This is a genomic window from Bdellovibrio sp. ArHS, from assembly GCF_000786105.1.
Classification (GTDB): Bacteria; Bdellovibrionota; Bdellovibrionia; order Bdellovibrionales; family Bdellovibrionaceae; genus Bdellovibrio.
In genome coordinates this window covers 1-20,030 of sequence record NZ_JTEV01000040.1, presented here as the reverse complement: position 1 = coordinate 20,030, position 20,030 = coordinate 1, and the positions used below count along the sequence as shown (strand labels likewise).

Below are 20,030 nucleotides of genomic sequence, written 5' to 3'. Positions count from 1 at the left end.
GGATGACTTCTTCGGATACAAGACCCATAGGTGTGTTTGATTCTGGGATCGGTGGACTCACCGTTCTCAAGGAACTTGCGGTGCGATTCCCTCAAGAAAATTTTCTTTATTTGGGAGACACCGCACGTCTACCCTACGGGTCCAAGTCGCCATCAACGATTCGCAAGTACTCCGAACAAAATATTCATTTTCTGGAAAAACAACAGGTCAAGGCGATCGTGATTGCCTGCAACACGGCCTCCAGCCAGTTGACGGAACGCGAGTTTGACGGCCTACCGATTTACAATGTGATTGAACCGGGTTCAGAACGAGCACTGGAAAAATCTTCGGCAAAAAAAATCGGCGTCTTAGGAACTCGAGCCACGGTGAACAGCCAGGCCTACCGAAAAAAAATTCTAGAACTTTATCCAAAAGCAGAAGTTTTCGATCAGGCCTGCCCGCTTTTTGTTCCTTTGGCGGAAGAGGGCTGGGACGTAGACCCCGTGACCAATCTTATTGTCTTTCGCTACGTCAGCCCGCTACTAAATCATTCCATTGATACTTTGATTCTGGGCTGCACCCACTATCCAATCCTCAAGAATGCCATCGCTCGGGTGACTGGAGCCGCTGTGGAACTTGTGGACTCAGGAGAGGCGATCTCGCACTGGCTGGAACGTGATTTCACTGGTGGACGCCTGGGAAAAAACAATTCCGGGAATGAACGCCTCATAGAAATAATGACCACCGATCACTCGGCTCATTTCACAGAAGTGGCACATCGAATTTTAAATCCTTTAACGCCCAACTCATTCCGCGTAGTGGATCTTTAGATACAAATTTCTAAAGGAAGCTCCTGCATATTGTACTGACTGGCCATCGAATAGCCATACGCACCTGCATCCATGATAGCGACAAAGTCGCCTTCCTGAACTTTTCCCAAAGTCACATCTTTGGCAAAAAAGTCTGAGGACTCACAGATAGGTCCCACCACATCCGCCTGCATAGATTCGCAGGACTTTTTTAAAGGCATGATAAGATGCTTGGCTTCATACAAAGAAGGACGAATCAAGTGATTCATGCCGGCATCGACAATGACGAATTCCTTGGCAGAGGTTTTTTTAATATACTGCACTTCAGAGATTAAAACTCCGCAGTGGGCCAACAACCAACGGCCGGGTTCGGATTGCAGTTCGCAGTGAAGATCACCCAACACATCGTGCGTGATTTTCGCGTAGTCGCGCAAAAGACTTTCTTCCAGCTCCAAATCCAAACGATCATAGAAAATTCCCAATCCACCACCGAAATCAAAACGGCGCAGAGTTGGAAACTTTTTTTGCATCTCTACAAAAACCGGCTTGAGCTTGCGCAAAGCCTCTTCATAGCCCGCAAATTCCATCATCATGGAACCTAGGTGAAGACTGAACCCCACCAGTTCCAAAGAGTCAGAAAATCGCATAAGACAGTCTGTTAAATCCGGAATGAGCGAAAGCTCCATGCCAAATTTATTGTCTTTAAGGCCTGTCGCAATATAAGGGTGGGTTTTAATATCGATATCAGGATTTAAGCGCAAAGCCACGGCGGCTTTCTTCTTCAAAGACCGCGCAATGGCGCCGACCCGCTCAAGCTCTGGCAAACTTTCCACGTTGATCTGTAAAATTCCGATCTTCAAAGCTTCCGTGATTTCATGACGCGTTTTTCCCACGCCGCTATAGACGATATCCTGAGGGGAAAAACCACTTTCCAGGGCTCTTTTGATCTCGCCTAACGAGACAACATCCGCACCAGAACCCATTTTTTTAAGATGTTGCAAAACTTGATGATTCGGATTGGCCTTCACGGCATAAAAAAGGCGTGTTCCCGCTAGAGCTTGCGCCATGGCCGTGAAACGCTGAGAAATAAAATCGAGGTCATACACATAAATGGGACGCATGTAATTCACGCACAAAGGCAAAAGCCGCTTCTTTAACGGACCTAGGCATAATTCATTATTGATGTATTCCATGAAGACCTCGTGCTAACATCATGCCCCAGAGGGAAAGGTTTGTCATGAAAACTTCTATTTTTACCTACACATCCAAAGGAATGCCGGTTCTTTCTTATGAGTTTCATAACGGCGGTCCTGAAGTACTTATTCTAGGCGGTGTTCATGGCGACGAAGTCGAAGGAGTCATTGCCGCGCAAGAGCTGATGAAACATTTCATGCGATCCAACCCCTACAAATTGAATATCACAATCGTGCCGCAGTTTAATTTCGAAGGAGTGATCTTCAAGACTCGTGGCAATGGCAATGGTGTGGACTTAAATAGAAACCTTCCAACCAAGGACTGGTCGCCGGAAGTAAAAACCCCGCGCTATCATCCGGGACCCTTCGCTGGCAGCGAGAACGAAAACAAAGGCTTGATGGACTATTGTGCAACCAAGAAGCCAGTTTTCATTCTTTCTCTGCACTCGTGGCATCCCGTTCTGAATGTGAACGGAGACTGCCGTAAAGTGGCTGAAGTTTTGGCAAAGCACACGGGATATAAAATCGACGACGACATTGGTTATCCAACCCCAGGTTGTCTGGGAACTTATACGGGGCTAGAGCGAAACCTTCCCACTCTGACCTATGAAATTGAACGGGGTCTTTCCGCCGAAAAAATCATCGAGATTCACGTTCCGGCCATTTTAGAGTCATTGAAAGTTTTGGAACAGTAAGACTAGAGGAGATTGCAATGCAGAATGAAGTGACACAGATCTACGCTGATGTTCAGAACGGAAAAACTGTCGACACCATGACGACAACCGAACTGAAATCTATTTTCGAAACCATCGAAGGTTTGGACTCAGGCCGCCTGCGTGTTTGTGAAAAGACTGCCAGTGGTTGGATCACTCACGAGTGGATAAAAAAGGCCATCTTGCTGTACTTCCGAATTCAAAAAATGGATGTGATGACGGCGGGCGACTTCACTTACTTCGACAAGATTCCAGTGAAACAGTGGAGCGAAGAAGAAGGCGTTCGCGTTGTCCCTCATGCACTTGCACGCAAAGGTTGCTTTATTGAAAAAGGCGCCATCCTTATGCCCTCTTATGTCAATATCGGAGCTTACGTCGGATCAGGCACCATGGTCGACACTTGGGCCACCGTCGGCTCATGCGCACAAATCGGCAAGAATGTGCATCTTTCTGGTGGCGTCGGCATCGGTGGGGTTCTTGAACCCGTTCAGGCCTCTCCCGTCATCGTCGAAGACAATGTTTTTATCGGCAGCCGTTGCATCGTTGTCGAAGGTGCCTTGATTGAAGAAGGCGCGGTTCTTGGCGCCGGCGTGACCATCACTGCCAGCACTAAAATCATTGATGTCACAGGCCCTACCCCGGTCGAATACAAAGGCCGAGTCCCTGCTAACTGCGTTGTCATTCCGGGAACTCAGATGAAAGAATTTGCTTCAGGCACATACGGTGTTCCGTGCGCATTGATCATTGGTAAAAGAAAGCCAAGCACCGACTTAAAGACATCTTTGACCGACGCTCTTCGCGACTATCAAGTGAGTGTTTAGTTATTTCATTCTTAAGGCATCAGAGGGTTGCACCTCTGATGCTGTTCGCGCCGGGATATAGGACCCAAACCAGGCGATCAAAGCGCTGACCAAAAGAACTCCGAAGACCAAAGTAAAATCCACCAAGGCCGGGATACTAGGATCATAGTAGATCTGCGAAGCCGCCAATTGTATAGGGTTGGCTTCGATATAAAGACTTAAACCTGTCCCCAGAATCACACCTGTTAGAACGCCGACAGAGGCCAGAATAAAACCCAATTGCGTAAAGGTACGCACGGTTTGCTTCCCTGAAAAACCAATAGTTCGTAGAATGGCGATATCGCGTCTTTTTTGCGAAAGCAAAAGGGCCAGCACTGTTAAGATAGAACTCGCGGCAATCATTCCCGCCAATCCCAAAAAAGTTCCAATAGTGAGCTTTTCCAACTTCAGAGCATACAAGAGCGCAGAATTTCGATCCATCCAAGTTTCGACATGAACGCCATCGAATTTTAGCAAGTCCTCTTTCACGGTATCCACAGCGACACCCGCAGGTAACCACACCTCAATACCCAACTTGCGCATGCCTTCTTCCACCAAAGAGTTCAACGCTTTTCCACGCTGATAAAAAACATACTGGGCATCCACGTCCGCAAGACTTGTGGTCACAATTCTTTTCACGCGCAAACGCTCAAACTTTGGCGTTTCTCCTGGAGGCAACAACAAACCCGACGGTGACACCAAAGTCACATAGTCCCCTTCAAAAACCCCTAAAGACTGGGCTAAATCCACACCCATGATAATCTCGCCCTCTTCAGGAACATCCTGGGGATCCCAGAAGTAGGACGGCGAATCACTGGGGCGCTGAGGGCGTTCCATCTGCTGAAGCTGTTCAATGAAATACCCCAGGCTTTCTCGAGTCACCCCCCGGGCAATGCCACCACGAAACTGACCATCCTGACTGCGGATAATCACATCCTGGGTTTCATAAACATAGGCTTTGTTTTCAGGATTTTCTTTCAGACGTTGAAACACCGGATGCGCCTCCAGCATCGCGGCACTGGAAGTCCCTGCGGCCTGGACGTAAAGATGCGGCTCTAAACCCAGAATGCGTTTTTTAATCGTCGCATTCATGCCATTCATTACAAAGAGCACCACCAAAAAAGCCGTCACACTGATGGCAATACCAATCATCGAAAGCCAGGAAATTCTTTTAACTAAAGAACCTGCTCTTTTGGAAAAAATAAAATGACGGAAAAGGTGACCCACTAACATGAGTCTATGATAGTTCGCAAAGACGCAGATTCAAGCCACGGAGCGCTAACAAGACGCAAAAGTACTATTTTGCGTCTTGGGTATTGGCTGGCAAACGATGTGAGGCTTCTTCGTCGAGGACCTCTCGGACACTTCCCCGCATGAAGAAACTTTTCTGCATGGCTTTTAAAACCACCACGGTTTCATTCAAAGCCTCTACCAATCTGACACTGGCTCCCGGAAGCTCAGGCTCTACCGCCTTCACCGCGGGCCCTAAGGCCCTGGTCACAGTCGCCAGATTTTGAGTCATGACAGCGAGGTCTTTAGCCAACTGCGGATTTTCTTCGTTCAACTCGGGCAAGATACGATTGATTTCCTGAGTTGTTACCGCCAGATTTCCGACCAGCTTTTGCACACCATCGTCATGGGTGGCCTGACGGGAAAGCTTAATCACTTCCATCGACATGGTATTTAAATTCTTCATCAGCGGATCCAGGCGGTCAAACACGCGAACCATGCTTTCAGCACGGCTCTTATCCGCAAAGGCATCCATAATAACCTGCATACTCTCCAAAATGCCACCGAGCTTGCTTAAATATGAGTTCATGTTCTTGCCGCTCATCAAAGTCATTAAGTCCACCGTCTCCAATGACTTGACCGAGCTATAGGCCGGCATGACTTCAAACTGCTCACTGCCAACGGACAAATCAAGCACTCGCTCACCGATAACAAAGGGCCGAATCAACTGCACCGTGCTGTTTTCGCGCACACGATCTTGAAATTTTCCCAAGATATAAAAACTGACGCGAATACGATTGTCGCTTTCCAGTTCAACAGATTCCACGGCGCCGGCTCGCAAACCCGACATCTGCACCAGTGTCCCCTGATGAAGACCATCGGCATTTTCAAACGTCGTTGAATAACGAACCTTCGGCTCAAACCAGCCTTGTTTGACGGCAGCACTGATCGCCGTCAAAATAATTCCGAAGATCGCCACGACAATGAAAAGTCCGGCCACTCGTTCAAACTTATTAAACTTCACCTTCATCATAGATGAACAACTCTTTTCTCTGGATCGACGGCCTGGAAGTACAATTGCCCTTCGTCCAAATGAATAATCTGGTATGCAAATAAATTCATAAATTTTTCATCATAAGAGCTGATGAAAACATGATTGCAGTGCCCTTCTTTACGCAGTCTGTGGACGTGATCCACAAAGGCGTAAACGCTGTCCTGCCCCAGCCCCACGCTTGGATCATCCAAAAGTAAAATTTGAGGCCGCATCACCAACGCACGCAACAGACAGGTTAATTTGCGAATGCGACCAGGAACATGGGCCGGACGCTCAGATGCAAATTTTTCCACTCCAAATTCTTTCAGCAAGTCTTCAACACGAGCCTTCGCCTCTTCGGGAGACACCACCTTATGATAAAGAAGCGGCAACATCAGATTGTCGAATAAACTGCGGTTGTTGATCAGACCGCCGTAGTCAAAGGAGTAGCCGATCTGCAAGCGATAGGGTAAAAACTCTTCAAACGACATATCGCAGACATTTTCGCCATTGATAAGGTATTTACCCGATTGAGGTATTTGCAAACCCGCTAAGATCTGCAGCAGGGAACTTTTGCCAGCCCCCTCTTCCGCCTTCACCCAAAGAATTTCATTCATAGGGAAGTCAAAATCCACGTTCTGAACAATCGGATCCTGTCCGTCATGTGTGAACGTCACGCCTTCAAATTTAAGACTTTCGATTTTCATCAGACCACCCCTAGACTGCGAAGTTGATTTAAATAAAACAAAGCTGAAACCATAAGATTAAAAATAATCACGAAAATAATACTATTCACCACGGCCTGAGTGGTGACTTGCGGCACCTCGTGAGGCGAACGCTTTACCGAAAGACCCTGATAACAAGATACGACGAAAATGATCACGCCGCTGAACCCATTCTTCAGGAAGAAAATCAAAACATCCTCTTTGGCGAAGGCTTTCATCAAAGAATCCGTGTAGAACGTCAATGACATATCCTGCACAAAACAGGTGACCAGAAATCCGCCAATCAACGCGATCGCATTGAAGTAAAAAGCCAAACCCAAGACACTCAAAACGCCCCCCACCACACGGGGAAAGACAATGAAACTGAGCGGATTGATACCCATGCTTTCTAAAGCTTCGATTTCCCGATTGGCGCGCATGTTCCCGATCTCTGACGCCACCGCCGTCCCGGATCGCGCAATGACAACCAAAGCCACTAACAACGGACCCGCTTCACGCAAGACCATGACAATCAGAAAACTGCCAATCATCTGAGTGCCACCCAATAATGTTAGATTCGAAAGCGATTGTAGAATCATGACGGCGCCAACCCCTAAGGCCAGCACGGAAATCAACGGTAAAGCCTGCCATCCAGTGAAATAAATCTGTGCAGAAAGGACGCCCACAATCTGGCGGAACCCCTGAGCCTTATCCAAGACCGTGGCACGCAAAGAAAGATAGACCATCAGGAACACACGCACCGTGTATTCCACATTTTTTGTAACAAATCTCCCTAGCGAATCAATCTGCGCCAGTAAAGAAGTCATGCCTATCCCCTTAATTTCTCAAAAACTTATCGGTGTTTTTACAAGAAAAAGGGATTAGACAAGGGTCGAGTTTTAATACGCCCAGAAAGAGTAAAACAAAGATTTCAGAGCTTCAAAAGAGGTTTCCCAGACTGAAGACTCGTAACGACCGCCGATGATGGCGTGCTTTTTTATGTAGATGTTCTCGGGAAAGGTTGCCCGAAAGGTGCGATAGGATCGGTACATATGAAGGCGTGAGGTCACCAATAAAATATCCCGGCATTTCAGGGCTTCCACGATCGGCAAACTTTGTTGAGCATTGCCGTAAGTGGTTTCGGAACGGCGATCTAAAACGACGTCATTTTCCGTCAGGTTGCCATAGAACGGCCACACAGGCATGATCTCGCGAAGGCGCGCATTTGAATAGACACCCGAGATCACCAGTTTTTTTACGTTCTGATTTGCCAGAAGATCGAATCCTTCGCGGACTCGCCCGGCTCCCCCGGTGAGCACCACGGCACAATCAGCCGCCGGCGTCTTCAACCAGGATTGCACGGTCTCGCGCTGGACATTTTGATACTCATCGTAGAAACGGTAAAAGACCGTCCCCACGAAAATCAAAAGCACCCAAAAAGGCCGAGACCGCAATAAGATTTTAGCGATGCGCCAAAACTTCGATTTCAACGTTCACACCTTTAGGAAGACCGGCCACCGCCACTGTTGAGCGAGCTGGAGGAGCTTCTTTGAAGAACTGGGCGTAAACCTCATTCACCGTCGCAAAATCATTCATATTCGTGATGAAAATAGTCGTCTTCACGATGTTTGAAAAATTCATGTTCGCGGCTGCCAACACAGCTTCAACATTTTTCATCACCATCTGCGTTTGCGTTTTGATGTCGCCCGTAAAGACTTCGTTTGTTTTGGGGTCGATAGAAATCTGTCCAGAGCAGAACAAAAAATCCCCCATTTGCACAGCCTGAGAATAGGGTCCGACAGCTTTGGGAGCATTGTCTGTATGAATAACTTTTTTCATTTAAGTCTCCTGATTAGAAATAAAAGATGATACCGGCGTTAAAAGGTCCATCGGCAATAGTTCTGAAACGAACATTGTCAGCAGAAATTACTCCTACACCGCCTTCGAAAGTGAATGCCAATGAATCCAGACCGGTAAAGAAGAACTCGCCACCAAACAAAGCGTTAAGTTCGAAACCGGATTCTTTATCTCCAGCCGTTTCAAAGTTCACCAATCCCAAAGAACCACCCATGTAGAAATTCATATGCTCTTCTTTGAAAACCGTGCGACGAACGCCCGCATTGAAAGAAAATTTGGAGTAGTCTTTTTGCGTGTCGATTCCCAATCCGCCAGCAAAAGAAATATCAGAAGTGGGATGATAAACGGCCGCAAGCTCCGGAAGATCCAGGGATGTGTTCTTCTTCACTCCGACCCCCAAACGATTGGTCAGCTCTTTGGCTTCAACACTTCCAGCAAACGCCACCAGGCAAAATGCCAATGCTAACTTTTTAAGCATTTAAAGACTCCTCTGTTGTTCAAAAAATTGCGCCATTTTATTAAATGCAAAAGCGCGTTCAGGAGCAAAAGGATTCTGCTTCTTACAAGAGGTGTCATTCACGAGGCTTTTAAAGTAAAGATTCACTGATTTTATTTAAAAAATCGACACTAAAGCTGCCAGGCGAAGTGCTTTCTGCCTCCCAGAGCTTTTCTTTTAAGAAACGAAAGCCTACGCCGGTCTTGCGCATCGTCGTCAACACGGCTTTGTCAATTTTTTCGGCAAAAAGAACGATCGAAGCCTCGGGTGGAAGCTTGTCTGCAGGCACTTGATTAGGGAAACCTTTTTCGTCGACCCGCTCATGGGTACAGACAAGGACAGTTTTGATAGATTCTTCTAAGGGAAGCTTTTTGATCAGACAGCGGTTTAAAGACAAAAGAGGATGTTTCTCGAAAGAACTTTGTTGTTCTTGCGAAACGTTTTTATCTTCTGAAAGATAGTAACTTGTGGTCACGGATTCTTCCAGATCATAAAGACCGACGTCGGCCAAAAGAGCCGCCAACAACACCGTCATCGGGTCACCAACACCACTTTTGACCGAAATCAGCGCGCCATACACGGCCACCCACGGGGCTCGCCACAACTCCCAGAAATCATCCTGCAAAGCCTCGCGAAAAATATCCCACAAGCTTTCGTCCGACTTCATGATTTGAAAAAGCTCCAAGGCTGTTTTCTTTATATCTTCATAGACAGCCTGAAGGTGCGCCTCAGACGGCATCTTAAAATCAAAAAGAAGACTTTCATTAAGATACACCGACTTATAGCAAAGACTCAGAAAAAGTGCCCGCGCGCGCTTTTTCAAAGCGGCCCCCGACATATCATAGTAAGTCGCGATATACTGCAGATAACCTTCGACGTCTTTGATCTGAATAAAAAGCCCTTCGGCCTGACTCAATCTCTGGCATCTTTCATCGGTCAAAAGAGTATTACTGTAAAGCACCGCCAGATATCTTTGATTCAAGGATAGACGAATAAAAGCGGGAAAGGTCATCTTCGTCATCGGAAAAAGATCACCGACTTGAATTGAAAAATACTGCGAACGACAGCGATACAAACAAACGTATTCAAATTTTAAAGTTGAAAAAAACTCGGCCTGGGAAAGCGGCGTCACCCGCGGATTCTGCGTTCCTTCCAAGTTTTCTCGGGAAAAGGATGGCGCCATCACAGTCACAACACGTGAGCGCGGAAATCCCCGCAGAATTTTATCAACTCTTTCGGAAAAACTTTGCAGATTCTCGTCAGGTCCCTGCGCCAACAACACCAGCTGCGCTTTCATCAGATCGCCCGATATAGCTTCGGGAAGTTCTTCAAATCTGAGCTGGCGAAAAGTCAGAAAATGCGTCGAAACCACCTTCTTGGCGCGATTTACAACGTCATCTGAATCACTAAGAATCAGAAGCTCTAGCCTTTGTCGAAAAAGAAGGGTGTTTTCGGTCTCGCTCATGCGTTAAACAAAAGCTTAATGTACAGACCAGAGACTGCCAACAAAAGTTTTCCTCGTTGACATTTAGATCACGCCGCTGAAATCCTAAAAGCCTCTTGAAAAGAAAGGATTCCCAATGAAACTGCTTTGCGCTTCCTTATTCGCTGTGCTTTTGTCTGTAAACGCCTCGGCAGCCCTTCTGACGCCAGCCAGTGGTGGTGACAAACTTGAAAAAGTGACTTTGGCCCCGTCAGCCTCCGTGCAGGTGGAAGGTGAATCCGTCACACTAACGTCTATCGGCGCTGGACTGCGCGCTAAAAAGGTGGTTTTCGTTAACGTGAAAGTCTATGTGGGTCAGCTTTACGTTTCATCCCCCGCGACTTTTAAAAAGTCAGACAGCGAGGCCTTAACGTCTTTGAAGGAGCAAAAAGCCGTCGCCATCCAGCTTCATTTCCTACGAGATGTGGATGCAGAAAATGTTCAGAAATCTTTCAAGGAAGCTCTCACTGCGAACAAAATCAATACCCAGGAAGCATCCATCCAGCAATTCCTAGACACGGTTGCCAAGGGCGGCGAAGCTAAAGAAGGAAAAGCTCTCAGCATCGTGGGCTCTCACCTAAAAGATGGCAGCGAGTCCATCATCTATGAAACAACGGCCGGCAATGTCACCGAAGTCAAAGGACCCGCAGGATTTATCGAAAAAATCTTTTCTATCTGGTTGGGCAAACCCGCTGACGACGGCGTCGCGCAACTAAAAAAATCCATTTTGAAATAATCAAAGATCCAAAAGACGATATCCCACGCCAGCCTCAGTCACTATGATGTCTGGCGTGTTTTCCGAAATTTTTAGCTTCTTCCTTAAAGCACCCACATAAACTCGTAGGTAGTGAGTATGTTCAACTGAATTCGGCCCCCAGACCTCATTCAGCAGCATCCGATGAGTCACCACTTTCCCCTTATAGCGCATCAGAACTTTGAGAATATTGAACTCTGTGCTGGTCAGCTTGATATGCACTTCATCCACCGTTACCAAGTGCCCGGGAAAATCCATTTTTAAAGGACCACTACGAAACTCTGATTTTTCAGAAATAGAGGCCGAAGCATGACGAAGGGCCACGCGCATACGCACCAAGAGTTCAGGAAGACTGAAGGGCTTCGTAATATAGTCGTCCGCCCCTCCATCCAAGGCGCTGACCTTGTCGCTGTCGGAATCCTGGACCGTTAAGACGATTATCGGCACCCGACTCCAGCCGCGAATTTCTCTAAGCACCTCCAGACCTTGAACATCGGGCAACCCGAGATCTAAAAGAACAACATCAGGTCGCAATGACGCCGCCAAAGAAATTCCTTCACGTCCCAAGGCGGCCTCTTCCACCTGATAACCATTCCCCTCAAGACTGACGCGTAAGAGCTTTCGAATAGAGGCCTCATCATCGATGACTAAAACTTTTTTGCCGCCTTCTTTCATGACTCACCTGTTAACTCTTGGGGTGGTATTTCATAGGGAAGTTTTACGATAAACTCCGCCCCTGACCTGTCGGTTCTGTTTCGAGCATAAACCTCACCACCATGGGCGACAACCAAAGCTTTTACAATGGCCAATCCCAAGCCAACGCCGCCCAGCGCGCTTCCAGGCACCCTGTAAAAGGCTGTAAAGATGTGCGCCAAACTTGGCGCTGGTATCCCCGGCCCCTCGTCCTTGACTGAAAGAACAACACCTGACGTATTTTCAAGAGTTAAAGTGATCGTTGACCCCTCTGGAGAATAGCGAACTGCGTTCGTCAAAAGATTCGAAATCACATGTTCCATCAGCTTTTCGTCAAGTTTCAGGAAAATGGGTAAAGACGGCGCAACGATAGAAATTTTATGTTGCGCTAACAGCCGCCTTAACTTACCAGGCAGGCCAGCGACCAGATCGTTCAGATCAATCCATTGTTTTTTTAATTCAAGAACCCCCGAGTTCAATCGCGACATGTCCAGTAGATTTTCAACAACCTGATTCAGTCTTAAAGAAGAGTCCATAATATCTTCGATCAACTGATCACGGACACTTTCTTGCTCAGATAAAGTTTTATCTGTAATCGCTGATGCCGAACCGATAATGGCTGTCAAAGGTGTACGCAATTCATGGGAGACAGAGTTTAATAGCGCCTGATGAAGACTTTCCGAGGCCTCTAATACTTTCGCTTTCTCCGCCCTTTTTTGCAGGCGCAAGCGATCCAAAGCCATCGCCGTTTGGGCCGAGACATTTTCCAAGATATGCTGTTGATCCAAGCTAAGACTATCTTTTTCGCGCGGATAGAACAATAGCACACCTACGGATCGCTCCTTCGCCCTTAAAGGAATTGCTAAACATCGAGACTCAGAAAGCGTTTCCGTCTTCCAACCGGCGTGACGATTGTTTTCAAAAGCCCAAACCGCCAGCGCAAAATCTTTTTCGTCCACTTTCAGATCGTTGATGGACTTTCTTAAAAGCTCGCCGTCGTCATCTGCCAGAATGATCTTCACTTTTCCATTCAAAATTCTTTCTAAGCTCAGTGAGGCCGCCAAACTGACTTCCATCACGGACATAGCTGACGCAAACTCACGCACCAGCTCATACAAAACACGGGTCCGTCTTTCGCGGCTTTCCAGATCCTTATCGCGCTGGTGAATTCGATCAGCCAGCACACCACTTAGCAAAGCCACCAGAAAATAAGAAAGACACATCATGACGTCTTCCGCCGAAGAAATCGCAAACGTCATCACGGGTGGAATAAAGAAAAAATTCCAGATTAAAGCACTGAGTGCCGCTGCAAACAGAACCGGCCCTAAAGTCGTCACCAGACCGATTATAATCATCGTCAAAAGGAATATGAATCCAACAGACCTATAACCTATCACCGGCGCCGCGAGGCCACAGATGAAACTGACCCCAAAAAGACCACAAAAAGCATACCAGTAAGCAGTGAAAGATGACTGAAAGCCAGGTGGGATCCACCTCACTCTTCGCGAAGCCCCTCGCTCTTGCTGGCGAATAATATGCACATCCACCGCACTGCTTTTTTGCACAAGTTGATCCAGTAAAGATCCCCGGCCTTGCAGTCGATGCCACCAGCTCTGTTGCGGACGACCCATAATAATCTGAGTGACATTGCGTTCGTGGGAAATCTCGCGAATGCTTTCAGCGATATTATTGTTTTTAACGGAAACCACTTCCGCACCAAGTTCCCGCGCAAGATTCAGATTTTTTAAAAGCATCGCCTGATCTTCACTTCCCAGTCGAGCCTCGCTTTCGACGTGAAGTGCAATCCACGGAGCTTCAAGACTGAAAGACATCCGTCGGGTCGCGCGAATCAATCGTGCTGCAAAAGGACTGTGACTGACAGCCACCAATAAACGCTCCTGAGTATTCCAGGGCCCTTGAATTTGCTGCACTACCATTTGATTCTGCAGATCCTGATCGACTCGTTCGGCGGTATAGCGCAAGGCCAACTCCCGCAAAGCCGTCAGATGAGTTTCTTTAAAAAAATTTTCTTCGGCACGAACCGCCCGATCCCCTTGATAGACTTTGCCTTCCTTCATTCGCTTCAGAAGACCTTGAGCTGAGATATCAATCAGCTCGATTTGATTGGCTAAATCCAAAATCGAATCGGGAATGCGTTCTTGAACTTTCACCCCGGTGATCTGCTGAACCAAATCTGCACGACTTTCCAAATGTTGAACATTCACGGTCGAATAGACATCAATACCCGCATCCAAAAGTTCAACCACATCCTGATATCGTTTGGGGTGGCGAGCCCCCGGGGCGTTACTATGTGCCAATTCATCGACCAACACCAAAGCGGGTCTTCGTGATAAGATCGCATCCAGATCCATCTCACTTAAGATGGTCTCTTTATAGAAGATTTTTTTACGAGGAATAATTTCCAATCCCGACAACAACTCTTCCGTCTCTTTACGTCCGTGAGTCTCAACAACGCCAATAACCAGATCGACACCTTGTTGAACTTGTTCGACACCCGCCTTTAACATCGCATAGGTTTTGCCGACGCCGGGACACATCCCAAAAAAGACCCTAAAGTGGCCACGCACTTTTTCGCCTTCTTCTTTTTTAATCCCCGCCAACAAACGATCGGGATTGGGACGATATTCATCACTCATAATTTCTCATCCAAGGCCAGATTGAGTTTTAATACATTCACTCGCACCTCGCCCAAAAGACCCCATTGTCGATTCTCAGTGTATGCCTGGATCAGCTTTTCAACTAGCACTGTTTGTTCTTGCGACAATTTGCGTTCTTGAACGACGCGTTGAACTTGCGCCCGTGCCGCCGCCACCGAAATGTGAGGATCTAATCCACTCCCAGAGGTAAAAAGCATTTCACCCACGGCCCCTTGTAAACGACGCTCCAGCACGGCCACTTTTAAACTCTCACTGGTGGGAGCCGCATTTGAGGCCCCAGAAGCCACCGTAGCGTAGTCACCAGCTGAAGGACGCGGCCAAAAATACCGTCGATCGACAAACTTTTGCGCAATCAGTTCTGATCCGACGATGTGTCCATTCTTTTCAAGCAAAGAACCTCGAGCCTGCCAAGGGAACAACGCCTGTCCCAAGAGTGTGACCGCGACAGGATAAATCCCGCCCAAAAGAACCGTCATAAATAGAAAAATTCTTATTGAAACAATAAAGCTCTTCATAAAACCCACCCCATCGTAACAATGCAGACGTCGATAACTTTAATGCCGATAAAAGGCACGATGATTCCGCCCAAACCATAGATCAAAAAATTTCTTTGCAAAATGATATTGGCACCTTGAGGACGATACTTCACACCTCGCAATGCTAAAGGAATGAGGGCTATGATAATCAAAGCATTAAAAATCACAGCACTCAAAACCGCACTTTGCGCAGAATGCAGCTGCATGATATTCAAAGCCCCTAAAGGCCCTTCCCCATTCACCATGTAAAGCCCCGCAAACATCGCCGGAACAATGGCAAAATATTTAGCGATATCGTTAGCAATACTGAAAGTCGTCAGCGCCCCTCGAGTCATTAGCAGTTGCTTTCCGGTTTCCACGATCTCGATCAACTTTGTGGGATTTGAATCCAAGTCCACCATATTCCCCGCTTCGCGCGCAGCTTGCGTCCCTGTATTCATCGCAACCCCCACATCCGCCTGCGCCAAAGCCGGAGCATCGTTGGTGCCATCACCAGTCATCGCGACCAAGTGACCTCGTTCCTGCTCCTCGCGAATACGTTGCAATTTCATTTCTGGAGTGGCCTGAGCGATGTAATCATCGACCCCCGCTTCCGCTGCAATCGCCGCCGCCGTCAAAGGATTATCGCCGGTGACCATCACGGTTCGTATACCCATACGACGAAGCTCCGCAAATCTTTCGCGTATTCCGCCCTTCACGATGTCCTTTAAATGAATCACGCCCAGCACTTTATTATTCTCAGCAACAACAAGCGGAGTTCCGCCTTGCCGAGCAATCCCATCTGCTGCACTCTTCACTGCCATTGGAAAGAAGCCCCCTATGGACTCCACGTACTTTTGGATGGATTCCCCAGCCCCTTTTCTGAGCAAGCGAATTCCTGTGGACGTTTTTAAATCCACACCACTCATACGCGTCTGTGCCGTAAAAGGAATAAATTGGGCTTGATGGGGCTCTAAACTTTGCGCCCGCAAAGAGAATCTTTGTTTTGCAAGAACCACAATAGACCGGCCCTCGGGAGTTTCATCACTAAGCGAGGCCAACTGCGCGGCCTCTGCCAATTCTTCAAGTGCCACTCCCGGAGCCGCCATAAAATCAAAGGCCATACGGTTTCCCAAAGTGATTGTCCCCGTTTTATCTAGCATCAGAACATCGATATCCCCTGCCGCTTCAACAGCGCGGCCACTCTTGGCGACCACATTTTTACGAATCAAACGATCCATCCCGCTGATCCCGATGGCACTCAGCAAACCTCCGATGGTCGTGGGTATTAAACATACCAGAAGCGCTATTAAAATCGGCACCGACACGATGTGAGACAAATCTTGCCCCGCGCTTCGCGCTGAATAATCGGCAAAAAATTTCAAAGTCACCACCGCCAGAACAAACACCAGGGTTAACGAAACCAATAAAATTCCCAGTGCGATCTCGTTGGGTGTCTTCTGTCTTTTTGCCCCTTCCACCAAATTGATCATGCGATCTAAGAAACTATGTCCAGGATCTGCGGTGATACGAATCACGATGCGATCGCTGATCACTCGGGTTCCGCCGGTCACAGCGCTTCGATCTCCACCCGCTTCGCGCACGACGGGGGCAGACTCTCCTGTGATTGCAGATTCATCCACGGTGGCAATACCCTCGGTAATCTCCCCATCTCCGGGTATGATATCTCCGGCTCCGCAGACGACCACGTCGCCCTTTTTTAAAGACAAAGAGACAACGAGCTCCTCTCGCCCCTGGATAATTTTTCGCGCCATCGTGTGAGACCGCGTCTTTTTCATCGCTTCGGCCTGGGCTTTGCCACGTCCCTCTGCCAAAGCCTCCGAAAAGTTCGCAAACAAAACGGTGAACCACAACCACAAGGCCAACTGCAACTCAAAGGTATATGCCACGCCGATGCGGATGTAAGAAACGACGATAAGGCTAACCACTAAAGCTCCGACCCAAGTAATGAACATGACCGGATTCTTCCACTGAACTTGCGGATTTAATTTTTTAAAGCTTTCTAAAAAAGCCTGCTTCAGTATTTTTTTATCGGACAAAGTTGAAATACTCATAATCACTCCTCTTTAGCCTCTCACCATCAGCAGATGCTCTAAGATGGGTCCCAACGACAAAGCCGGGAAGAACGTCAATGCACCGACAATAAATATGACGGCGCAAAGAATGACGGCGAATAAAGACGAATCTGTTTTAAAGGTTCCCGAAGAGGCCGGAGCCATCTTCTTTCCAGCTAAATTACCGGCAACCGCCAGCACTGGAAAGATAATGGCAAAGCGACCTATCAACATCGCCAACCCCAGAGTCACATTGTAAAAGGACGTATTGACGGACAAACTGCCAAAGGCGCTCCCGTTATTTCCAGCGGCAGATGTGTATGCATACAGCACTTCGCTAAGACCATGCGGACCCTGATGTCCAAGTCCAGCCAACCCTTCAGGTGTAATTATCGCCAGCGCACTAAAGATCAAAATAGTCACACAGGGAGCTAAAACACCCACGACAACCCAAATGATTTCCTTGGCTTCAATTTTCTTTCCCAAATATTCAGGAGTTCGTCCCACCATCAAACCCGAGATAAACACGGTTAGAATCACAAACAGCAACATGCCATACATTCCGGCGCCAACGCCTCCGAAAATGACTTCGCCCAACATCATGTTCACCATGGCTATGCCGCCGCTTAATGGTGATAAGGAACTGTGCATGGCGTTGACAGAGCCATTCGATGCCGACGTTGTGAGTACCGACCAAAGGACACTATTAGTAACACCGAAGCGCGTTTCTTTCCCTTCCATCAAGGCACCTTGCCCAATAAAGGGGTTTAATCTGTATTCACTCCAAAGAGATAAAGAGAGCATCACGATCAATATTGCCATCATCGCCGAAAACAACATCCAGCCTTGTCTTCTGGATTGGATCAGCACTCCAAACGTGTAGGTACTGGCCGCAGCTAAAAGAATCAGCGCCATCATTTGCAGAAAGTTACTCCAAGGTGTCGGATTCTCATACGGGTGCGCACTATTCACACCGAAAAAGCCTCCCCCATTTGAACCCAGCTGTTTGATAGCTATTTGCGAAGCCGCAGGACCTTGAGGCAAAATCTGTTGTGCACCCTCCACAGTTGTGGCCGTGACATAGGCATCAAAATTTTGTACGACACCTTGACTGACGAGCAGTAAAGCCATCACAAAAGCAAAAGGTAGCAACATGTGCACGATCGTTCTTGTTAGATCTACCCAAAAATTTCCCAAAGCTGTCATCTGCCGGCGAGACAACCCTCGGGTCAAAACCAGAAAGACGGCCATCCCCGTTGCCGCACTGACAAAGTTCTGCACGCCTAAACCAGCCATCTGCACGAGATAGCTTAAAGTACTTTCGCCTGAGTACGCTTGCCAATTGGTGTTGGTCATGAAGCTGACCGCCGTATTAAAAGCCAAATGCCAAGACGTGTTTGCAATTCCATGAGGATTGAGAGGCAGATACTGTTGAAACATCATCAACAACATCACAAAAATGAAACCGATGACGTTAAAACATAGCAGCGCCCAGGCGTATTGCTTCCAATTCATCTCTTCGTGTTCTTGTATACCTGAAATTCTATAAGTCAGTTTTTCCAGCGGCCGCAGTATCCTGGAAAACCATGTCTGCTCGCCTTGAAAAACTCGCGCCATATAGCCACCCAAAATGGGTGTCATCGCCACCACTGCCATTAAGACCATTAAGATCTGAAAGAAATCAGCAATATTAAAATCCATTGTTAGTCCTTTAGTAATTAACAATGTAAGTCCTCGGGCATTAACAGCGCGTAAATTGTTTCAGGATCGATATAAAGAAAATATAAAAAGTGTTTTTGAATCTTATCTTGCAACAGAAGTCATCACGATCGGATTGGCGAATTGAATCAAGAAAGAAAGAGAAAAAAGAAAAAGTGAATAAAATGGATTTCCGAAGGACGAAAAAAGGCGACAAGAATGTCGCCTTTAAGAAAGAGCACTTAAAATTTCATAAAATATTTTAACCTAGCCAGAATTTCTTTCCGTGATCGTCGCGACCTCGCGAACTTCAGCCCCGGAGGACTGCTTCGGCTGGAGAACTTTCACATTATCCGCTTTCGCAATTTGCTCAGTCGGTTTATTTTCAGAAAAGTTCAACATCACCACACCAAGAATAATCAAACTTGTCGCTAACACTTTTTGTACTGGAAGTGGTTCATTAAACATCCAGAGCCCCACAAAAGCCATCAATGCGGTTCCAACACCCGCCCAGATAGCGTAAACAATACTGATCGGTAAAGACTTCAGCGCCACAGCGAGAGCCACAAAGCAGATTCCATGACAAACTATAGTAAGAATGACTGGAAGCACCTTTGTAAATCCCTCTGAATACTTCATGGTGATTGTGCCCAAAACCTCAAAAACGATTGCCGCTGCCAAATACAAGTATGCATTAGCCATAAGACACCCTGTCGCATCTCGACCCTTTCTTGCGCTATTCAATTTTGTTTTCCCGTGCTCGGGCGATTCCCCGAGAGATCTTTTTTTGATTCAGTCAAAAAAGACTTAAAAATCGAACAGGAGAAAATTCCTGTTGTTGATATATGTAGAATACCACAGGCCCTTTCAAAAAGCTCTCGTGACTCGACCAAAACTTTGTTCTCTAGAGATTTCAACAACTTAGAAAAGAGACACAAAGCTCCTTCAGAACTAAAAATATGTTTATATCCATCAACTTTTGTTTGGATTTTCGTCTCAAAATGGATCACCGAATCGATGCTATGGAGCACTTTAACAAGAACAAGATTTGATCTGCTTATCTGTATTCTAACGCGCCCGCTTGCCGCCACCGTGGCGGCAGTTGCGTCTGTTTACGAGGAGGATGGATGGAATAAGTCCAAGCCCATGGGTGTAATAAGCGCATAGGTGAATAGATCAAAAAGATGCTGAGTTTTGTAGGGATAGTGGGGCAGCAGGAGTTCAGAAAGAAAGAAAGAAAGAAAGAAAGAAAGAAATCAGTATGCAGAAAATAAAAAACCC

General features: G+C 47.1%; 19 protein-coding genes. 4 read left to right on the top strand and 15 right to left on the bottom strand.

Annotated features, from left to right (window positions below; translation table 11 throughout):
- The first annotated feature begins 2 nt into the window (after positions 1–2).
- Complete coding sequence (gene murI, locus OM95_RS16505) at positions 3–809, top strand: glutamate racemase (RefSeq protein ID WP_041876294.1); 807 nt, start codon at positions 3–5, stop codon at positions 807–809.
- Here murI and lysA read toward each other — a convergent pair.
- On the bottom strand, positions 806–1,981 hold the full coding sequence (gene lysA, locus OM95_RS16500; RefSeq protein ID WP_041876291.1) for a diaminopimelate decarboxylase: 1,176 nt from the start codon (positions 1,979–1,981) through the stop codon (positions 806–808). The two genes, murI and lysA, sit on opposite strands and share 4 nt — an antisense overlap.
- A 44-nt stretch (positions 1,982–2,025) precedes the next feature.
- On the opposite strand from lysA, the gene OM95_RS16495 reads away from it, so the two are divergent.
- Together OM95_RS16495 and OM95_RS16490 are read left to right on the top strand one after the other, a co-directional pair.
- Positions 2,026–2,676 (top strand): M14 family zinc carboxypeptidase, encoded by a 651-nt coding sequence (locus OM95_RS16495; RefSeq protein WP_041876289.1) that lies wholly within the window; start codon positions 2,026–2,028, stop codon positions 2,674–2,676.
- 17 nt (positions 2,677–2,693) lie between these two features.
- Entirely contained in the window at positions 2,694–3,515 is an 822-nt protein-coding gene (locus OM95_RS16490) for a 2,3,4,5-tetrahydropyridine-2,6-dicarboxylate N-succinyltransferase (protein WP_041876288.1), read from the top strand.
- On the opposite strand, the gene OM95_RS16485 is transcribed toward OM95_RS16490, so the two are convergent.
- The 8 genes from OM95_RS16485 to OM95_RS16450 all read right to left on the bottom strand — a co-directional run bounded on the left by OM95_RS16485 (position 3,516) and on the right by OM95_RS16450 (position 10,318).
- Positions 3,516–4,766, bottom strand: coding sequence for an FtsX-like permease family protein (locus OM95_RS16485; RefSeq protein ID WP_041876286.1), 1,251 nt, complete (start codon positions 4,764–4,766; stop codon positions 3,516–3,518).
- 64 nt (positions 4,767–4,830) lie between these two features.
- A complete protein-coding gene (locus tag OM95_RS16480; RefSeq protein WP_041876285.1) occupies positions 4,831–5,796 on the bottom strand; it encodes an MlaD family protein in 966 nt (321 codons plus the stop codon).
- Positions 5,793–6,503: an ATP-binding cassette domain-containing protein gene (locus OM95_RS16475; protein WP_041876283.1), complete on the bottom strand. Its 711-nt coding sequence runs from the start codon at positions 6,501–6,503 to the stop codon at positions 5,793–5,795. Before OM95_RS16475 ends, OM95_RS16480 begins: the two co-directional genes overlap by 4 nt.
- Positions 6,503–7,327, bottom strand: coding sequence for an ABC transporter permease (locus OM95_RS16470; RefSeq protein ID WP_291516685.1), 825 nt, complete (start codon positions 7,325–7,327; stop codon positions 6,503–6,505). The genes OM95_RS16475 and OM95_RS16470 overlap by 1 nt, the downstream gene beginning before the upstream one ends.
- Positions 7,328–7,399: 72 nt before the next feature.
- A complete protein-coding gene (locus tag OM95_RS16465) occupies positions 7,400–7,990 on the bottom strand; it encodes a YdcF family protein (RefSeq protein WP_291516683.1) in 591 nt (196 codons plus the stop codon).
- Positions 7,962–8,339, bottom strand: coding sequence for a RidA family protein (locus OM95_RS16460; RefSeq protein WP_041876280.1), 378 nt, complete (start codon positions 8,337–8,339; stop codon positions 7,962–7,964). Before OM95_RS16460 ends, OM95_RS16465 begins: the two co-directional genes overlap by 29 nt.
- Before the next feature lie 13 nt (positions 8,340–8,352).
- Positions 8,353–8,835, bottom strand: a complete 483-nt coding sequence (locus tag OM95_RS16455; protein WP_041876278.1) for a hypothetical protein — start codon at positions 8,833–8,835, stop codon at positions 8,353–8,355.
- A 109-nt stretch (positions 8,836–8,944) separates the two neighbouring features.
- Positions 8,945–10,318, bottom strand: coding sequence for an HD domain-containing phosphohydrolase (locus OM95_RS16450; protein WP_041876276.1), 1,374 nt, complete (start codon positions 10,316–10,318; stop codon positions 8,945–8,947).
- 115 nt (positions 10,319–10,433) lie between these two features.
- On the opposite strand from OM95_RS16450, the gene OM95_RS16445 reads away from it, so the two are divergent.
- A complete protein-coding gene (locus OM95_RS16445) occupies positions 10,434–11,072 on the top strand; it encodes a chalcone isomerase family protein (RefSeq protein ID WP_041876273.1) in 639 nt (212 codons plus the stop codon).
- On the opposite strand, the gene OM95_RS16440 is transcribed toward OM95_RS16445, so the two are convergent.
- The 6 genes from OM95_RS16440 to OM95_RS16415 form a co-directional block, all read right to left on the bottom strand.
- On the bottom strand, positions 11,073–11,765 hold the full coding sequence (locus OM95_RS16440) for a response regulator (RefSeq protein WP_041876271.1): 693 nt from the start codon (positions 11,763–11,765) through the stop codon (positions 11,073–11,075).
- Complete coding sequence (locus tag OM95_RS16435; protein ID WP_041876268.1) at positions 11,762–14,440, bottom strand: sensor histidine kinase KdpD; 2,679 nt, start codon at positions 14,438–14,440, stop codon at positions 11,762–11,764. The genes OM95_RS16440 and OM95_RS16435 overlap by 4 nt, the downstream gene beginning before the upstream one ends.
- On the bottom strand, positions 14,437–14,976 hold the full coding sequence (gene kdpC, locus OM95_RS16430) for a potassium-transporting ATPase subunit KdpC (RefSeq protein WP_041876265.1): 540 nt from the start codon (positions 14,974–14,976) through the stop codon (positions 14,437–14,439). The genes OM95_RS16435 and kdpC overlap by 4 nt, the downstream gene beginning before the upstream one ends.
- A complete protein-coding gene (kdpB, locus tag OM95_RS16425) occupies positions 14,973–17,051 on the bottom strand; it encodes a potassium-transporting ATPase subunit KdpB (RefSeq protein WP_041876262.1) in 2,079 nt (692 codons plus the stop codon). Before kdpB ends, kdpC begins: the two co-directional genes overlap by 4 nt.
- A 12-nt stretch (positions 17,052–17,063) precedes the next feature.
- Entirely contained in the window at positions 17,064–18,752 is a 1,689-nt protein-coding gene (kdpA, locus tag OM95_RS16420; protein WP_041876259.1) for a potassium-transporting ATPase subunit KdpA, read from the bottom strand.
- 264 nt (positions 18,753–19,016) lie between these two features.
- Positions 19,017–19,451, bottom strand: coding sequence for a multidrug efflux SMR transporter (locus OM95_RS16415; protein WP_291516681.1), 435 nt, complete (start codon positions 19,449–19,451; stop codon positions 19,017–19,019).
- Positions 19,452–20,030 lie beyond the last annotated feature (579 nt).